Annotated in this window: 14 protein-coding genes and 2 pseudogenes; 7 read left to right on the top strand and 9 right to left on the bottom strand. The window is 64.3% G+C overall.

Annotated elements, in window-relative coordinates; all coding sequences use genetic code 11:
• Positions 1 to 9 precede the first annotated feature (9 nt).
• The 3 genes from ychF to AC1DSD_RS21825 form a co-directional block, all read right to left on the bottom strand.
• Positions 10 to 1,107 carry a redox-regulated ATPase YchF gene (gene ychF, locus AC1DSD_RS21835; RefSeq protein ID WP_478033059.1) on the bottom strand — a complete coding sequence of 366 codons (1,098 nt, stop codon included), beginning with the start codon at positions 1,105 to 1,107 and terminating at the stop codon, positions 10 to 12.
• Positions 1,108 to 1,252: 145 nt separating this feature from the next.
• Positions 1,253 to 2,932 carry a hypothetical protein gene (locus AC1DSD_RS21830; protein WP_478033057.1) on the bottom strand — a complete coding sequence of 560 codons (1,680 nt, stop codon included), beginning with the start codon at positions 2,930 to 2,932 and terminating at the stop codon, positions 1,253 to 1,255.
• Positions 2,933 to 3,024: 92 nt separating this feature from the next.
• Positions 3,025 to 3,450 carry a VOC family protein gene (locus AC1DSD_RS21825; RefSeq protein WP_478033055.1) on the bottom strand — a complete coding sequence of 142 codons (426 nt, stop codon included), beginning with the start codon at positions 3,448 to 3,450 and terminating at the stop codon, positions 3,025 to 3,027.
• A 175-nt stretch (positions 3,451 to 3,625) separates the two neighbouring features.
• On the opposite strand from AC1DSD_RS21825, the gene AC1DSD_RS21820 reads away from it, so the two are divergent.
• Positions 3,626 to 4,219: a hypothetical protein gene (locus AC1DSD_RS21820; RefSeq protein WP_478033054.1), complete on the top strand. Its 594-nt coding sequence runs from the start codon at positions 3,626 to 3,628 to the stop codon at positions 4,217 to 4,219.
• Here the strand turns inward: AC1DSD_RS21820 and AC1DSD_RS21815 are convergent, their stop codons facing one another.
• The 4 genes from AC1DSD_RS21815 to AC1DSD_RS21800 all read right to left on the bottom strand — a co-directional run bounded on the left by AC1DSD_RS21815 (position 4,220) and on the right by AC1DSD_RS21800 (position 6,759).
• On the bottom strand, positions 4,220 to 4,465 hold the full coding sequence (locus tag AC1DSD_RS21815) for a putative quinol monooxygenase (RefSeq protein ID WP_478033053.1): 246 nt from the start codon (positions 4,463 to 4,465) through the stop codon (positions 4,220 to 4,222).
• Positions 4,466 to 4,563: 98 nt separating this feature from the next.
• Positions 4,564 to 5,142, bottom strand: coding sequence for a TIGR02466 family protein (locus AC1DSD_RS21810; RefSeq protein ID WP_478033127.1), 579 nt, complete (start codon positions 5,140 to 5,142; stop codon positions 4,564 to 4,566).
• Positions 5,143 to 5,395: 253 nt separating this feature from the next.
• On the bottom strand, positions 5,396 to 5,965 hold the full coding sequence (gene pth / locus AC1DSD_RS21805; RefSeq protein ID WP_478033052.1) for an aminoacyl-tRNA hydrolase: 570 nt from the start codon (positions 5,963 to 5,965) through the stop codon (positions 5,396 to 5,398).
• Between the two features lie 80 nt (positions 5,966 to 6,045).
• The gene (locus tag AC1DSD_RS21800) at positions 6,046 to 6,759 is read right to left on the bottom strand and encodes a 50S ribosomal protein L25/general stress protein Ctc (RefSeq protein ID WP_478033050.1); all 714 of its coding nucleotides are present in this window, start codon (positions 6,757 to 6,759) and stop codon (positions 6,046 to 6,048) included.
• Positions 6,760 to 6,958: 199 nt separating this feature from the next.
• On the opposite strand from AC1DSD_RS21800, the gene AC1DSD_RS21795 reads away from it, so the two are divergent.
• Together AC1DSD_RS21795 and AC1DSD_RS21790 are read left to right on the top strand one after the other, a co-directional pair.
• The gene (locus AC1DSD_RS21795; RefSeq protein WP_478033049.1) at positions 6,959 to 7,117 is read left to right on the top strand and encodes a ribosome modulation factor; all 159 of its coding nucleotides are present in this window, start codon (positions 6,959 to 6,961) and stop codon (positions 7,115 to 7,117) included.
• A gap of 19 nt (positions 7,118 to 7,136) precedes the next feature.
• Positions 7,137 to 7,301 (top strand): annotated as a pseudogene (locus AC1DSD_RS21790) (IS1595 family transposase); the annotation flags it as partial.
• A 355-nt stretch (positions 7,302 to 7,656) separates the two neighbouring features.
• Here the strand turns inward: AC1DSD_RS21790 and AC1DSD_RS21785 are convergent.
• Together AC1DSD_RS21785 and AC1DSD_RS21780 are read right to left on the bottom strand one after the other, a co-directional pair.
• Positions 7,657 to 8,499: a TraB/GumN family protein gene (locus tag AC1DSD_RS21785; protein WP_478033047.1), complete on the bottom strand. Its 843-nt coding sequence runs from the start codon at positions 8,497 to 8,499 to the stop codon at positions 7,657 to 7,659.
• Positions 8,496 to 9,386 carry a TraB/GumN family protein gene (locus AC1DSD_RS21780; protein WP_478033046.1) on the bottom strand — a complete coding sequence of 297 codons (891 nt, stop codon included), beginning with the start codon at positions 9,384 to 9,386 and terminating at the stop codon, positions 8,496 to 8,498. Before AC1DSD_RS21780 ends, AC1DSD_RS21785 begins: the two co-directional genes overlap by 4 nt.
• Positions 9,387 to 9,621: 235 nt before the next feature.
• On the opposite strand from AC1DSD_RS21780, the gene AC1DSD_RS21775 reads away from it, so the two are divergent.
• From AC1DSD_RS21775 to ppdK, 4 genes and pseudogenes are all read left to right on the top strand, one after another.
• The gene (locus tag AC1DSD_RS21775; RefSeq protein ID WP_478033126.1) at positions 9,622 to 10,476 is read left to right on the top strand and encodes a glycine--tRNA ligase subunit alpha; all 855 of its coding nucleotides are present in this window, start codon (positions 9,622 to 9,624) and stop codon (positions 10,474 to 10,476) included.
• On the top strand, positions 10,464 to 10,949 hold the full coding sequence (locus tag AC1DSD_RS21770; RefSeq protein ID WP_478033045.1) for an endonuclease domain-containing protein: 486 nt from the start codon (positions 10,464 to 10,466) through the stop codon (positions 10,947 to 10,949). The genes AC1DSD_RS21775 and AC1DSD_RS21770 overlap by 13 nt, the downstream gene beginning before the upstream one ends.
• A pseudogene (gene glyS, locus AC1DSD_RS21765) lies at positions 10,946 to 13,095 on the top strand (glycine--tRNA ligase subunit beta). Before AC1DSD_RS21770 ends, glyS begins: the two are co-directional and overlap by 4 nt.
• A 71-nt stretch (positions 13,096 to 13,166) precedes the next feature.
• Positions 13,167 to 15,836: a pyruvate, phosphate dikinase gene (gene ppdK / locus AC1DSD_RS21760; protein WP_478033043.1), complete on the top strand. Its 2,670-nt coding sequence runs from the start codon at positions 13,167 to 13,169 to the stop codon at positions 15,834 to 15,836.
• Positions 15,837 to 15,873 lie beyond the last annotated feature (37 nt).

The raw sequence follows: 15,873 nt of genomic DNA, 5'->3' as shown, positions 1-15,873 counted from the left end.
GGCAGCAGCTCAGCTATGCAGGAAGTGCATCACGTCGCCGTCCTGGACGACATACGCCTTGCCCTCGGCGCGGAGCTTGCCCGCCTCTCGCGCGCGGCTCTCGCCGCCGAGCGCGACGTAGTCGTCGTACGCGATCGTCTCGGCGCGGATGAAGCCCTTTTCGAAATCGGTGTGGATTTCGCCTGCTGCTTCGGGCGCGGTGGCGCCGGTATGGACGGTCCAGGCGCGCGCTTCCTTCGGCCCGACGGTGAAGAAAGTGAGGAGGTGGAGCAACTTGTACCCGGCACGGATGACGCGGGCGAGGCCGGTTTCCTCCAGCCCTAGCTCGGCCAGGAACTCGCCGCGATCCTCGGCGGGCATGGTCGCGATTTCGGCCTCGATCGCGGCGGAGACGATCACTGCCTCGGCACCCTCGGCCTTGGCCTTTTCGAACACGCGCGCCGAATGCGCGTTGCCATGCGCCGCATTGGCCTCCTCGACATTGCAGACATAGAGGACCGGCTTGGCGGTCAGCAATTGCGCCTGCGCAAACACCCTGGCTTCCTCGGCATCCCTGGGCTGGGTCAGTCGTGCCGGCTTGCCGTCGCGTAGCAGATCGAGCGCTTGCCCGAGCACGCTCGCCGCGATCTTCGCTTCCTTGTCGCCCTGCGCTGCCTTCTTGGCGAAATTGGGTACCCGTTTTTCCAGGCTCTCGAGGTCGGAGAGCATCAATTCGGTCTCGACCGTCTCGGCATCGGCGATCGGGTCGATCTTGCCCTCGACATGCGTGACGTCCCCGTCCTCGAAACAACGCAGCACATGGACGACCGCGTCGACTTCGCGGATATTGCCGAGGAACTGGTTGCCCAACCCTTCGCCCTTCGACGCGCCGCGGACCAGTCCGGCAATGTCGACAAAGGCGAGCTGGGTCTCGATGATCTTGGCCGAGCCGGCGATGGCCGCGAGCTTGTCCAGCCGCGGATCGGGTACCGCAACGTTCCCAACGTTCGGCTCGATCGTGCAGAACGGATAGTTCGCCGCCTGCGCCGCCGCCGTCTGGGTCAGCGCGTTGAACAAGGTCGACTTGCCGACATTGGGAAGGCCGACAATGCCGCAACGGAAACCCATGTAATTCGTCCTCAAGCTTTCGGGGGAAGGCCCGGCGCCTACTCGCCCGGCCACGCGCTGGCAAGGATTGGGCGATCTACGTGAGCACGAGCAACGGCCCGAGCGCTTGCTCGGACCGCTGCTGGCTTATTTAGGTCGAGAGATCCTAGTGCTTGTGATCGCCGCCGCGGCCATTTCCACCACCGCCCCTCGGCGCGGCCGGAGCGGCAGCGCGTGGCGGCGGTGCAGGGCGAGCCATTTGCGGCGCTGGCCGGGCCATTTGCGGCGCGCGCGGCTGGAAGGCCGGCCGGTTCATTTGCGGTGTCGGGCGCATTCCGCCATTGCCGCCACCGCCGAACCGCGGTGCCTGCGGCCGAGGCGCTGCGATTTGCGGTTGCGGGCGCGGAGCCTGGAAGCGCGGACGATCGTTGCCGCCGTTGACGCGCGGCTGGAAGCGCGGCGCCGCGGCGCGCGGCTCGGGACGCGACATAGCCATTTGAGGACGCTGGCTACCGCGGCCGGCCTGGGGCTGCGGCCTGGGCGTCACTGCACGCGGCTGCGGCTGGGGCTGCGCGCGGAAGCGCGGGCCGTTGCCCCGCATCCCATGGTCGTCGCGCATAGTCGCGAGCTGGGCGCGGTTGGGATTGCCCTGGGGCCCCGCAATGCGTGGCGAACTAGGCTGCGCCTGCGGCCGTGGCGCAAAGCGGCCGGCGGCGGCGTTGCCCTGCGGTTCGCGAATCGCACGCATTGGTCCCGTGCCCGGACGCTGTTGCTCGCGGGCAGCGATGATCGCCTGGCGGCGCGGGTCGTTGGCTTGCGGCGCGGCGACGTTCGCCGGCCGGTTGCCCGGTTCGATCCGCTGGCGATTGCCGAACAATGCCTGCGGTACGTTGGGCGTGCCACGATTAGGTTGGGCATTGGCGGCGAAGCGCTCGCGATCGTCCCTGGCCGGCAGGAACCGCTTCTGGTCGCGCGCCCAGCTTGCCGAGGTCCAGGTCGCGGGAATGGCGCGGGGGGGCGGCGGGCTGCGGAACGAATCGCTGCGCCATGCCGCGAAACGGCGGGCGTCGGCCTGACGGCGGACGCCTTCCTCGCGCCAGTAATTGGCCTGGGTCGGGCTCACGCGGCTGCTGTAATCGCGCCATTGCGGCTGACGCTCGCGGACCATCGACCAACGCGCTTGCGCAGCGGAAATGGCGTCGCTGCGCGCTGCCCAATTGGCAGCACTGACCGCACGCCGATCGCCGTGTCGCGATGCCATGTACAGATCGCGCCCACGCGACAGATAGCGCCCGGCATAGTCAAGCCGCGCGCCATAATCGTTATACGGCACGACCGCGCCATAGCTGTCATAGACGACCGCCAATTGGCCATTGTCATAACCATAGCCATAATAGGGATCGCGGACGAAATAGGGTTCGTCGGCGCCCGGGCGGTAATAATAATAGCGATAGCCGTCATCGACCGGCTCGAGAAACACGACCGACTGGTCATAGCCTTCCCACGCCCAGGGATCGACGCCGTCATAGTCGAAATAATAATCCGGCGGCGCGTCGTTCAGAACATCCTGATAGTCATAGGCCGCGTCGGCATAGCCGTAATAGTCGCGCTGATTGGCGACGCGGACGGTCCGCACGGGCTTGGCTTCTGGAAGTGCTGCGACTTCGGGCGCGGTCGGCCAGGCGGTCGACGGACTCGCGTCGAGCGGCAAGGTCGCGGGAAGCGCCGGCGGGGTCGCCGCCATCATCTGCTGATCACTACCCTTGCCGCAGGCCGACAGCGCGGCGGCGAGCGCGATGGTCGCGGCGGTCGCAAGCCTGCGGTGACGAAAAATCATGTGGTTCACGGCGTCATACTCCTCGATGTCCACCCGAACGGACAAGAATACCGCCGCGTTCATTAATCAGCGCTGGCCCGGCGGTTCATCGGGGAGTCGGGTCACGTTCCGAACGTGACATGGCCCTCTGCGTCGATCGGCCAGGCGGGGTTGTGGGCGATTTCCCAGACATGATTGTCGGGGTCGGCGACATAGCCGCGAAAGCCGCCATGGGGTGGCGCGTCGGGCTGGCGCAAGACTGTCCCGCCGTGCGCGGCCAGACGATCGACCAGCGGCGCGACATCGGCCTCGTGCGCGACATTGTGCGCCAGCGACATTGCGTGGAAGCCGCTATCGGCGTCGCGCCGCATGTCAGCGGCGAGTCGGTCCTTCAGCCACAGACCGAGCATCAATCCGTTCATCTGGAAGAACAGGATCTCGTCTGACTCGAACACCGGCTTCCAGCCGAATCCGTCGTCGTAGAAGCGCCTTGAGCGCGCCAGGTCACCGACGCCAAGCGTGACCACCGATATCTGTTGCTGCGCCATATCTGGCTCAAACGCGTCACTTTGCGCATGTCTCCGGGCGTGGGCCAATCACTTCTGCCGATCGGCAAAAAAAAAGCGCGATATTGATGTGTTGCGTCCGGACCAAGGGCGTGACACTCTCCATGAATGAAGCGCCGGCCGGGGGGAAACGGGCGGTGTTTCGAGGGGATGTTCGATGGTCATCAGGGCGATCTGCGCCGGTTTCTTGATCGGCGCGCTGGCGTGCACATTTCAGCCGGCGCACGCCCGTAACACCCAACCGGCAGCGCAGAAGTCCGCACCGAAAGTCGTGGCGCGGATCAGGATCGGATTGCTGCCCACCAGGTCACCCCGACTGGGGCCGCAGATCGTCTATCGCGGCGGCTATACGCCGCTGGACGAGATGGTCCGTCCCCGCTTCGTCGGCGGCATGATCGATCTCTACCCGACCGAGCGATCGGGCGTCCGGCTGTCGGTCGGCACGCGCTATTTCGCGCGGCCCAATTTCTGGATCGCGGCCGAACAGGCGACCGGCGGCATTCTCTACGACCCGCACATGACTCGTGGCGGCCGCAGCTTGTCGCGCGGGTTCCGGCGCTCCACGCCGGCCATTACCTTGGGCTATGATCGCGAGGTATCGAAGGGGTTCGTCCTGGGCCTTGAAGGCGGCGCGCTCAGCGATCGCGCGATCATGCCGACGCGGCCGAGCCGCTGGAGCGCCGCTGGCGTGCGCGACGGCGGATTCGGCCTCAACCCCGTTGCGACGGCGTCCGCGCGGTTCGCTTTCTGATCAGTTCTTCAGGCCGATGCCGCCGACCGGCTCGGTTTCCGCTCCCGAATCGAAGCCCGCGATCAGCGGCCGTGCCTTGGCGATCGCTGCCTGGACCCGCGGCAGTTTCAGCGAGGCGTCGTGATGCTCCTTGCTGTCCCATGCCTCGGTGATCCAGATCGCGTCGGGGTCCTTCGCGTCTTTGGCGACGATATAGCTTAAGCAGCCGGGCATGCCGCCCGAGCTTTCGAGCAGTAGCGCGAGCAAATCGTCGCGCTTGGCCCAACAGCGTATTCTATGGGCGGCCGGGTGGGGGAGCGGGCTGGCACCGATACAGCGCAGCTGAAAACGACTCTATCGCGCGATCAGCGATAGTTGAAGCTGATGCTGATCCGGTCCTGTTTCGCGGCGTTGGGCATCACTTCGTGGCGCAGCCAGCTTTCCCACAGGAACACGCTGCCCTCGCTCGGCTCGGCATAGACGAACGTCCCCGGGCGCGACGGCGCCGCCATCATCAGCGGCAGGCGCGGATCCTCGAGCTTGAGCGCGCCCGATCCCGGCGGCACCGCGACATAGACCGTGCCCGACACGATCGAATGCGGGTGGATATGCCCCGAATGCGTACCGCCGGGTTTGAGGACGTTGACCCACAAACTGTCGAGCTTGAGCTTCTTGCCGAGCTCGAAGCCGCAATGCTTGGCGAAGGCGGCGACATGGCGGTCGAGCAGCTTGACCAGATCGCCAAAGCGCGGGTCCCTGAGCGGCAGGTCGTTGAGCGAGGCGTAGGAAGTATAGCCGCGATAGCCATGCTCTTTCGACCAGCCGCGCCCGGCGCGGTCCTGCTCGGCGAGATCGCGACAGGCGTCGGCGAGCTCGGCGATCAACGCATCGTCGCCGAGCGGGGCGTCGTAGAAGCGGGTGGCGAAGAGATCGCGGCTGGTCACGCGGCCGGGCGAAGCACGCAGCGCGCGACGATGCAAGCGTCTATCGGTTGGCCGCGGCTGTCGTGGCGGCCGCGGGCGGGACACCGGCCGACGCCGTCATCAGCATACCACCGATCAGCAGGCCGCTTACCAGCGCACTCAGCACAAACGCAGGCTTCACGACTCGCTCTCCCAAGGCAGTGAGCGGCGAGATAGGCGAGCAATCCTGACTGATATTGGATGGATTCGACGGCGAGCTAGCGAACGTCGTTTCCTAGTCTTGCAACCGCAACGCCAGGTCGTTCACCAACCGAGCGTCGTCGCCCTTGGCCAGCCAGTCGGCCTCGGCGGCCAGCGCGCCGAGCAGGTCGGTCAGCGGCTCGATCTCACTTTTGGCATAATTCCCAAGCACATGACCGGTTACGCGGTCCTTGTGGCCGGGATGACCGATGCCGATCCTGACGCGACGAAAGGCGTCGCCGATATGCTGGATGGTCGATCGGATGCCGTTATGTCCGGCAGCACCGCCGCCGCGCTTCACCCGTACCTTGAACGGATCGAGGTCGAGCTCGTCATAGAACACCGTCACGTCCTCGGGCTCGAGCTTGTAGAAGCGCATCGCCTCGCCGACCGAGCGGCCGCTGTCGTTCATGAAGGTCGCCGGCTTGAGCAGCAGGATTTTGTCCGACCCGATCCGCCCTTCCTGCGTCCAGCCCTGGAATTGCTTCTTGACCGGGCCAAAGCCGTGCACCTCGGCGATCGCGTCGACCGCCATGAAGCCGACATTGTGCCGGTGCATCGCATATTGCGCGCCGGGATTTCCGAGACCGACCCAGAGTTGCATGAAATATCCCTAGACGCGAAAGGGGCGCCCGATCCAGTGGATCGCGGCGCCCCAATCAATTCGGCAGTAAAGGCAGATGCTTACTCGGCGTCGCCTTCCTTGGCCTCGCCATCGGCGGCGGCTTCCTCGGCCTCGGCTTCAGCCTCGACTTCGGCGGCATGCTCGGCCGATGCTTCCTCGGCCAGCGCGGCTTCTTCAGCCGCCTGCTCGACCGCTTCGGACTTCAGCGCCGACGGTGCGACGATCGTGGCGATGGTGAAGTCGCGATCGTCGATCGCCGAGGTCGCGCCCTTGGGCAGCTTGACGTTCGAGATGTGGATCGCATCGCCGACGTCGAGGCCCGCGAGCGAGATCTGGATCTCGCTCGGGATGTCGGCGGAATCGACCACCAGTTCGAGATCGTGACGGACGATGTTCAGCACGCCGCCAATCTTGATGCCCTTCGATTCTTCCTCGTCGACGAACACGACGGGCACGTTGACGTGAACCGTGGTGTGCGCGCCGATGCGCAGGAAGTCGACATGGATCGGACGATCGGTGACGACGTCGAACGCGACGTCCTTGGGCAAGGTCCGCGTGGGCTTGCCGTCCACGTCGATCATCACGACGGAATTCATGAAATGCCCGGTCATCAGCTGGCGGACCAGCTCCTTCTCTTCCACGTGGATCGAGAGGGGGTCCTGCTTGTTGCCGTAGATAACGGCGGGCACGCGGCCATTGCGGCGCAGATCACGTGAGGCTCCCTTGCCTCCACGGTCGCGCGTCTCGGCGGCGAGCGTCATTTGGTCGCTCATGGTAATCTCCGATATGCGGTTTGCTTGGATTTCCGCACACGCCTCCAGGGATGACCATGAACGGAAGCGCGCGCCTGTAGCCGGAAGGGGCGGGGAGTGCAAGCATAGGTTCTTGTGCGGGTTCGTTTGAGTTTGTCCGCGCGAACCCGTATCGCCGCCCTCAGGGCCGCCCTATGGCGGTCGAAACATGGAGGAAAAGATGGCCGGCCCGCAGGATAAAGCATGGAGCGAAGGCTATGCCGCTGGCAAGCGGGGCAGGCCGGAAAGCGTGTCGCCCTATAAAAAGGGCGCCTTCATGCTCGCCTGGCAGCAAGGTTGGCAGAATGGCGTCAAGGCTAGGGACGACAAGGACAGCTAGGTTGAGAATGGCGTTATTATACAGCCACGAGAACAACTTGCACCGCTATCTGGCGGAGTTTTATTTTCGCTACAGCTTCCGCGTCGCGCTTGACTATAACGACAGCGACCGCGTCGACGATCAGCTCAAGGGCATCGTTGGCAAGCGTCTCACCTACCAAACAGCTAGTGGAGCGCGGGCGTAGTGCCAGAAAAGAAAACCCGGCGAAGTCCAGAGGATCAGCGCGAGCATTTCAAGCGCGAGGCGCAAAAGCTAATCGACGCTGGAAAACTACGCCCTACCGATGGTGCCGCTGACATAGATCGCGCGCTGCGTCCGGTGCTGAAGAATAGCGCCGATAATGGCCGCGAGGGCGGCTAGCTCACTTAGCACCTATCGTGTTTGATGGGTACGCATTGTATAATATCGCCGTTGAGAATCCAAATAAGCCGTTGTTCTTGAAGCGATCCGTTTCCAAGCTCGTCATCCCCGCGAAAGCGCGGATGACGACGGGAATATAAGCCCCAACCTAGCGGCCACGGACAACAAGCGATATCCGGTCACTCGATCCGCTCGACCTTCAATCCGCGCGCGGCGAGCATTTTGGGCAGCGCATAGGGGCCGGCCATATGGCCCAGCCCGACCGCGACCAGCGCCGTTCCCGGCTGCTTCATCCGTGCGGCGATCCATCGCGACCAGTAAACATTGGGCTGGCCGACGAGTTTCCCCTCGAGCGGCGTGCACTCGGCCGTCTTCTCGAGCGACGCCATATCGCCCGTCGTCCAGGCCTTCAATGTTTCCTCATAATTCCCTTTTCCTTCGAGAATGTTTCCCAGCATTTTCCTTTGGTCGGATTCGGGCAGGCTGTCGAGCTGAGCAAGTTGGTCTTTTGCGTGATAGAATGCCAGGCGCGTTTTCCCGGCTGAGGCGAATGCACTCCAAAGTTTCGCTTCAACACCTTCGCGAGAGTCGGCGCCACTGGCGACCGCGTCGCCGACCGCAAGCGTGGTTGCCAATGCCCAGTCTTTATAGCTGTCCAGCGTTTCTCGTGACGCTCCCGATCGCGCGATCATCTCCTCCAGGACAGGACGTTTCCCCGGGGAAACACGATCGGCGGCTGGCTTGAGTCCGACGCCTGTCGCGATCGCGCGGAAGTCGGTTTGCTCGTCGGGCGAGCTTTCGAGCACCAGGGTATCGGACTCGGCGATCGCGCGTTCGACTATTGGCGTCCGCCAGCGGACGTTCGCTGGGAGCAGGTGGATGCTGCCGAGCAGATAGATAGTCGTGTCGCCATCGCTGACTCGCCACATCGCCGGGCGCGCCTCGACCGGCGGCTTACCGCACCCGGCGAGCGCCAGCAGAACGGCGCCGAGCGCGGCAAGGCGCTGGCGCCCGCGTGTCATCGGTAGGCGACCCGTTTCGCCTTGATATTCAACACCTTGAGTTGATCGATCACGCTCTTGTCGCCGGCCAGATGACCGGCGCCGACCGCAATGAACACGGTGCCGGGCTTACCAAGCCGCGCCTTGATCCACTGTGCCCAGCGCGCGTTGCGGTCAAACAACAGCGTCTTGGCGAGCTCCGGCGAATCGTCGAGGCCGTCATTCATATACTTGGCCAACGCGCCGGGATCGCCGCGCGACCAGGCGGAGACCATGCCGTCCATCGTCTCAGCGGTCTTGGGCAGCTCCTTCAGGGTCGATTCGAGGAACGCTAATTGCACCTTGTCGGGGAGGCCGGCGAGGTAGCCGATCTGTTGCTCAGGCGTTTCCAGCCCCTCGATCGCCTTCTTCTCGGTGGCGGCAGCCGCCGTCAGTACGGTTTCCGGCCCACTCTTGGGATCGTAGCCAAGCTTCATCAGCGGCAGCAGCGACAGATTGGTGGCAGCAAACCACGGCTGGGCGCGATCGAACGCCGCCGGCGGAATGCCCAGCGAGTTCATGGCATTGAGATAGCTGCCGCGATCGGCTTCCGGCAGGCGCTCGATCAAGGTCGGGCCATTGAGGCTATATGCCTTGCTCAAGATGATGTTCTGCATCGTTGCCTGGTCGGGCTGGACCATTTCGAGCACCAGCTCATCGCTCGAATCGAACGCCTTCTTCACGCCGTCATCGAACCACGATAGGCCGGGCTTGAGCACGTGGATCGTCCCGAACAGGTAGATCGTCGTGTCCTTGTCCTTGACCACCCATAAAGCGGGGTCGGCATCGACCTTCGCAGCAGCGGGCGCAGTGGTCGGAGCCGGGGTTGGAGAAGGAGCATTTGACGCCGCGGTTTGCGCGACGGCCATGCCAGCCGCAGTCAAGCCGAGTAAAAACAACAACTTACGCAGCATATCGATCCTTCTTGGCCCCGCGCCCTCGCGCAATGTCTGTAATAGGTAGTCACCCCACGATGACCAAGGGCTTTACCGGTTCAGAACTTTTGGTCCCATTGACCGCTTTCCCCCCATGCGCCAAAGGCCCGGGCCAAGTTCTACCGCATCTGCGAAGGTATCCGTGAGCACTCCGCTGAGTTTCCAGCGCATGATCCTGACGCTCCATGATTATTGGAGCCAGCGCGGCTGTCTGATCCTCCAGCCGTACGACATGCGGATGGGCGCGGGGACGTTCCACACCGCGACGACGCTGCGTGCACTGGGGCCGGACCCGTGGAATGCCGCGTTCGTCCAGCCGTGCCGCCGCCCGACCGACGGCCGCTATGGCGAAAACCCCAATCGGCTGCAGCATTATTACCAGTACCAGGTGATCCTGAAGCCGAGTCCGCCCGATCTGCAGGACCTCTATCTCGGCAGCCTGGCCGCGATCGGGATCGATTTCACCCGCCACGATATCCGTTTCGTCGAGGACGATTGGGAATCGCCGACGCTCGGCGCCTGGGGACTGGGCTGGGAAGTGTGGTGCGACGGGATGGAAGTGACCCAGTTCACCTATTTCCAGCAAATGGGCGGGTTCGACTGCAAGCCGGTCGCGGGCGAGTTGACTTATGGGCTCGAACGGCTGGCGACGTACATCCAGAACAAGGATAGCGTCTACGACCTCGCCTATAACGACGCGGTCGGCAACACGCCGCAGCTGACCTATGGCGACGTGTTCCACGAGAATGAGGTCGAGATGTCGACCTGGAACTTCGAGGTCGCCGATACCGAGACCTTGTTCGACCTGTTCCGCAAGGCCGCGGCCGAGTGCGAGAATTGCCTCAATCACAAGCTGCCGATCCCGGCTTATGAGCAGGCGATCGAGGCGAGCCACATCTTCAACCTGTTGAACGCGCGCGGCGTGATCTCGGTTGCCGAACGCCAAGCGTATATCGGGCGGGTTCGCGACCTGGCGAAGGGGTCGTGCCAGGCGTGGATGGAGAAAAATGGGTGGGCGGCGTGATGGCGGCTACCAAAAATCCTCCCCGGGACGGGGAGGGGGACCACGCGAAGCATGGTGGAGGGGGCGCGCCAAATCTACGTCGCCCAGAAGTTTATGAGGCCCGCGCCGCACGCCGCAAGATGAGCTTGCCTGAAGTGCTGCTCTGGCAACGCCTCAAAGGTTCACCGCAAGGCATTGCGTTCCGTAAACAGCATCCGATCGGCGCCTACCGCGTAGATTTCTATTGCCCAGCTGCCAAGCTAGTAGTGGAAGTCGATGGCGTGGCGCATGACATGGGCGACCGTCCCGAGCGCGATGCCGAACGGACGAAGACTTTGGAAGCTAAGGGCTATCGAGTAATCCGTATCGCCGCGGCCGATGTTCTGCGTGATGCCGACGAAGCCGCCCAATCGATCGTGTCGTTTGCGGCCCGCCCCCTCCACCGCGCCTCCGGCGCGGTCCCCCTCCCCGTAAACGGGGAGGATTTGGCGTGACCGATTTCCTCCTCGAACTCCGCTCGGAGGAAATCCCCGCGCGGATGCAGGATAAAGCGCGCGACGACCTCGCGCGGCTGTTCACTGCCGAGCTCGAGAAAGCCGGCCTGCGCGCCGACGCGATCGTCACTTTCGCGACGCCGCGCCGGCTGGCGCTGATCGCGCGCGATTTGCCCGAGGCGACCGAGGCGGTCAGCGAGGAAATCAAGGGCCCGCGCGCCGGTGCGCCACCCCAGGCGCTCGAAGGCTTCCTGCGCAAGACCGGCCTCACCGCCGATCAATTGGTCGAGCGTGACGGCGTGCTGTTCGCGGTGATCGACAAGCCCGGCCGCGACACTGCTGAGGTACTGGCCGAAGCGATCCCGGCGATCATCCGTGCTTTCCCCTGGCCCAAGTCGATGCGCTGGGGTGAGGCGTCGTCCTCAACCGAAAGCCTGCGCTGGGTGCGCCCGCTGCATGGCATTGTCGCGTTGCTCGGCGACCAGATTGTGCCGGTCGAGATCGCGGGTGTCCGCTCGGGGGCCGTCACGCTCGGCCATCGCTTCCACCATCCGGGGCCGATCACGATCGGCTCGGCGGCGGATTATGCCGAGAAGCTCCACGCCTGCCACGTCATCGTCGACCAGGACGAGCGCCGCGCAATCATCCGCGAGCGCGCGACGTCTTTGGCGGAGGCGGCAGGCCTCGACCTGATCGAGGACGAAGGGCTGGTCGCCGAGAATGCCGGGCTGACCGAATGGCCGGTGCCGCTGCTCGGCCGCTTCGATGAGGATTTCCTCGACGTGCCGCCCGAGGTCATCCAGCTGACGGCGCGAGTGAACCAGAAGTATTTCGTCTGCCGCGACAAGGCCGGCAAGCTGGCCAATGGGTTCGTCTGCACCGCCAATATCGACGCGGCCGATGGCGGCGCGAAGATCGTCGACGGCAACCGCAAGGTGTTGGCGGCGCGGTTGAGCGATGCGCGGTTCTTTTATGACACCGACCTCAAGGTGCCGCTCGAGGAGCAGGCGAAAAAGCTCGAGAAGATCGTCTTCCATGAGAAGCTTGGCTTCGTGGCAGACAAGGTGCGACGAGTAACCGACCTTGCCGCCTGGTTGGTCGATGCCGAGATCGTCAAGCCATTCGAACCAACCCCGCAGGCGAAAACGGCGTTGCTCAACGACGTGCGTAATGCGGCAGCGCTTGCGAAATCGGACCTCGTGACTGGGATGGTCGGCGAGTTTCCAGAACTACAGGGATTGATGGGTGGCTATTACTCGGCCGCTCAAGGTTCAAATGAAGCGGTCGCTGGTGCAATCCGGGACCATTACAAGCCGGTTGGTCAAGGCGACGATGCCCCAACCGCGCCCGCGACGATTGCGGTAAGCCTCGCTGATAAGCTTTATGCGGTCGCCCGTTTCTTTGCTCGGAACGAGAAGCCTACCGGTTCGAAAGACCCGTTTGGGCTTCGCCGTAGCTCGCTGGCTATCATCCGAATCATACTTGAAAATAACATCCGCGGCTCGCTGAGACTCATTTTGCGCCAGTCTCTTCCGCGGCCAGATACGGATGATCTCACTGCCTTCGAAAAGTTGTATTGGCAGGACGAAGAGCCAGAAATCGCGATCAAGCGTGTTGTTAACGAGCTTCTCGAGTTCTTCGCCGATCGCCTCAAGGTCCAGCAGCGCGAAGCCGGTGTCCGCCACGACCTGATCGATGCGGTGTTCGCGCTCGGGGGCGAGGACGATCTCGTTCGCCTGCTTGCGCGCGTCCGCGCGTTGCAGTCGTTCGTCACCACCGAGGACGGCACCAACCTTCTCGCCGGGTACAAGCGAGCGGCGAATATCCTGAAGAAGGAAGATTACGTCGCCCCGGCGAAGGGGCCTCCGCCGGGGCGACGCTTTCCTACACCCCCGAACCTGCCGAAGCCTCCCTCATCGCCGCGCTCGACGCCGCCGGCCCCGCCGCCGCCGATGCGGTCGGCAACGAGGATTTCGAAGCCGCGATGGCCGCGCTCGCGACGCTGCGCGCGCCGATCGACGCGTTCTTCGACGCGGTTACGGTCAACGACGCCGATCCCGCCAAACGTGCCGCTCGCCTCGCGCTACTCGCTCGGGTGCGCGATGCAGTGCATAGTGTCGCCGATTTCTCCAAGATCGAGGGATGACATCTCGACCCGAAATTTCCGCCTGATCCTTCCGCCTCCCCAGCGAAACCAGGCATCAAAGGGACTGACGAATGACACAGTACGTGTACCGGTTCGGTGGTGGCGTTTCCGATGGGGGCAAGGGGGACAAGAATCTCCTCGGCGGCAAGGGCGCGAATCTGGCCGAGATGGCCTCGATCGGGCTGCCGGTGCCGCCGGGCTTCACCATCTCGACGCCGATGTGCGCGGTCTATTACGATGAAGGCGCCGCCTTTCCCGACAGTCTGAAGGCCGAAGTCGCCGCCGGCATCGCGCATATCGAGGGCGTGACCGGCAAAACATTCGGCGACGCGTCGGATCCGCTGCTGGTCTCGGTCCGCTCGGGCGCGCGCGCATCGATGCCGGGGATGATGGACACCGTGCTCAATCTCGGCCTCAACGATCGGACCGTGGTCGGCCTGGCCAATGCGTCTGGCGACGAGCGTTTCGCCTGGGACAGCTACCGCCGCTTCATCCAGATGTATTCGGACGTCGTGCTCGAACTCGACCATGGATCGTTCGAGGAAGCGCTCGAAATCGCCAAGGAAGACAAGGGCTATTATCTCGACACCGAGATGAGCGCCGCCGACTGGAAGGCGCTGGTCGACACCTACAAGAAGCTGGTCGTCGAGCAGTGGGACAAGCCGTTCCCGCAGGACGTCCACGACCAATTATGGGGCGCAGTCGGCGCGGTTTTCGGATCGTGGCAGTCTGAGCGCGCCAAGGTCTATCGCCGGCTCAACGACATCCCGTCCGAATGGGGCACCGCGGTCAACGTCCAGGCGATGGTGTTCGGCAATATGGGCGACACCTCGGCGACCGGCGTGGCGTTTACGCGCGATCCGTCGAAGGGCGACAATGCTTATTATGGCGAGTTCCTGATCAACGCGCAGGGCGAGGACGTCGTCGCCGGCATCCGCACGCCGCAATATCTGACCAGGACTGCACGCGAAGAAGCCAATGCCAAGCCGCTGTCGATGGAAGAGGCGCTGCCCGAGGTCTACACCCAGCTCGCCGGCGTGTTCGACACGCTCGAAAAGCATTACCGCGACATGCAGGACATCGAGTTCACGGTGCAGCAGGGCAAGCTCTGGATGCTCCAGACGCGCTCGGGCAAGCGCACCGCGAAGGCCGCGCTCAAGATCGCGGTCGACATGGCCAATGAAGGGCTGATCACGCGCGAGGAAGCGATCGCGCGGGTCGATCCTGCCGCGCTCGATCAATTGCTGCACCCGACGCTCGATCCCGCGGCGCCACGCGACGTGCTGACCAAGGGCTTGCCGGCATCGCCGGGCGCGGCTTCGGGTAAGGTCGTGTTCGATGCCGATACGGCGGAAAAGCGCGCGGCGGCGGGCGAGGCGGTGATCCTGGTGCGCACCGAGACGTCACCCGAGGATATTCACGGCATGCACGCGGCCAAGGGCATCCTGACCGCGCGGGGCGGGATGACCAGCCACGCCGCTGTCGTCGCGCGTGGCATGGGGCGACCGTGCGTGTCGGGCGCCGGCACCTTGTCGATCGACGCCAAGGCGAAGGTCATGCGTTGCGCCGGCCGCGAGGTGAACGAGGGCGATATCGTCACGATCGACGGCGCATCGGGCGAAGTGATGATCGGCGAAGTGCCGACCGTACAACCCGAGCTCGCCGGCGATTTCGGCACGCTGATGGAATGGGCCGATGGCGTTCGCCGGCTCAAGGTCCGCGCCAATGCCGAAACCCCGCTCGACGCCAGGACGGCGCGCGAGTTCGGTGCCGAGGGCATTGGCCTGTGCCGCACTGAGCATATGTTCTTCGACGCCGCGCGGATTACCGCCGTCCGCCAGATGATCCTGGCTGAGGACGAGAAGGGCCGTCGCGCCGCGCTCGAAAAGCTGCTGCCTGAACAGCGCAGCGACTTCATCGAATTGTTCGAGGTGATGGCGGGGCTGCCGGTCACAATCCGGTTGCTCGACCCGCCGCTGCACGAATTCCTGCCGCACGAGGAAGAGGAATTCGCCGAGGTCGCGGCGGCCGCCGGGGTCGAAGTCGATTATCTCAAGCGCCGCGCCGCCGAACTGCACGAATTCAACCCGATGCTCGGCCATCGCGGTTGCCGGCTGGGCGTGACCTATCCCGAAATCTACGAGATGCAGGCACGCGCGATCTTCGAAGCCGCGGTCGCCGTCGCCGAGAAATCCGGCGACGCGCCGATCCCCGAAGTGATGATTCCTTTGGTCGCGACGCGCCGCGAACTCGAGCTGATGAAAGACGTGGTCGACAGGGCTGCCCAGGCGGTGTTCGCCGACAAGGGGCGCGAGATCAGCTATTTCGTCGGCACGATGATCGAGCTCCCGCGCGCCGCGCTCAAGGCGGGCGAGATCGCCGAGGTCGGCCAGTTCTTCTCGTTCGGTACCAACGATTTGACCCAGACCGCTTTGGGCGTCAGCCGTGACGACGCGGCGCGATTCCTGGGCATCTATGTCGACAAGGGCATCTATCCCAAGGACCCGTTCGTCAGCCTCGACGTCGAGGGCGTGGGTGAGCTGATCCGCATCGCCGCCGAGCGCGGTCGCGCGACGCGGCCCGACATCAAGCTCGGCATTTGCGGCGAACATGGCGGCGATCCGGCGTCGATCGCGTTCTGCGAAGAGGTCGGGCTCGATTACGTCTCGGCCTCGCCGTATCGCGTGCCCATCGCCCGGTTGGCTGCCGCGCAAGCCGCGCTGGGCGGCAAAGCGGGTTGAGACGGGCTTGACTTCGCCCGCGCGGCGACCGCACTCA

It is taken from the genome of Sphingomonas sp. P4_D12, from assembly GCF_056401895.1.
This window is presented reverse-complemented; position numbering and strand designations above follow the sequence as displayed.

Coding starts and splice junctions, on each gene's coding strand:
- ychF (WP_478033059.1), bottom strand. CDS start 1,107: ATGGGTTTCCGTTGCGGCATTGTCGGCCTTCCCAATGTCGGCAAGTCG.
- AC1DSD_RS21825 (WP_478033055.1), bottom strand. CDS start 3,450: ATGGCGCAGCAACAGATATCGGTGGTCACGCTTGGCGTCGGTGACCTG.
- AC1DSD_RS21820 (WP_478033054.1), top strand. CDS start 3,626: ATGGTCATCAGGGCGATCTGCGCCGGTTTCTTGATCGGCGCGCTGGCG.
- pth (WP_478033052.1), bottom strand. CDS start 5,965: ATGCAACTCTGGGTCGGTCTCGGAAATCCCGGCGCGCAATATGCGATG.
- AC1DSD_RS21800 (WP_478033050.1), bottom strand. CDS start 6,759: ATGAGCGACCAAATGACGCTCGCCGCCGAGACGCGCGACCGTGGAGGC.
- AC1DSD_RS21795 (WP_478033049.1), top strand. CDS start 6,959: ATGGCCGGCCCGCAGGATAAAGCATGGAGCGAAGGCTATGCCGCTGGC.
- AC1DSD_RS21785 (WP_478033047.1), bottom strand. CDS start 8,499: ATGACACGCGGGCGCCAGCGCCTTGCCGCGCTCGGCGCCGTTCTGCTG.
- AC1DSD_RS21780 (WP_478033046.1), bottom strand. CDS start 9,386: ATGGCCGTCGCGCAAACCGCGGCGTCAAATGCTCCTTCTCCAACCCCG.
- AC1DSD_RS21775 (WP_478033126.1), top strand. CDS start 9,622: ATGATCCTGACGCTCCATGATTATTGGAGCCAGCGCGGCTGTCTGATC.
- ppdK (WP_478033043.1), top strand. CDS start 13,167: ATGACACAGTACGTGTACCGGTTCGGTGGTGGCGTTTCCGATGGGGGC.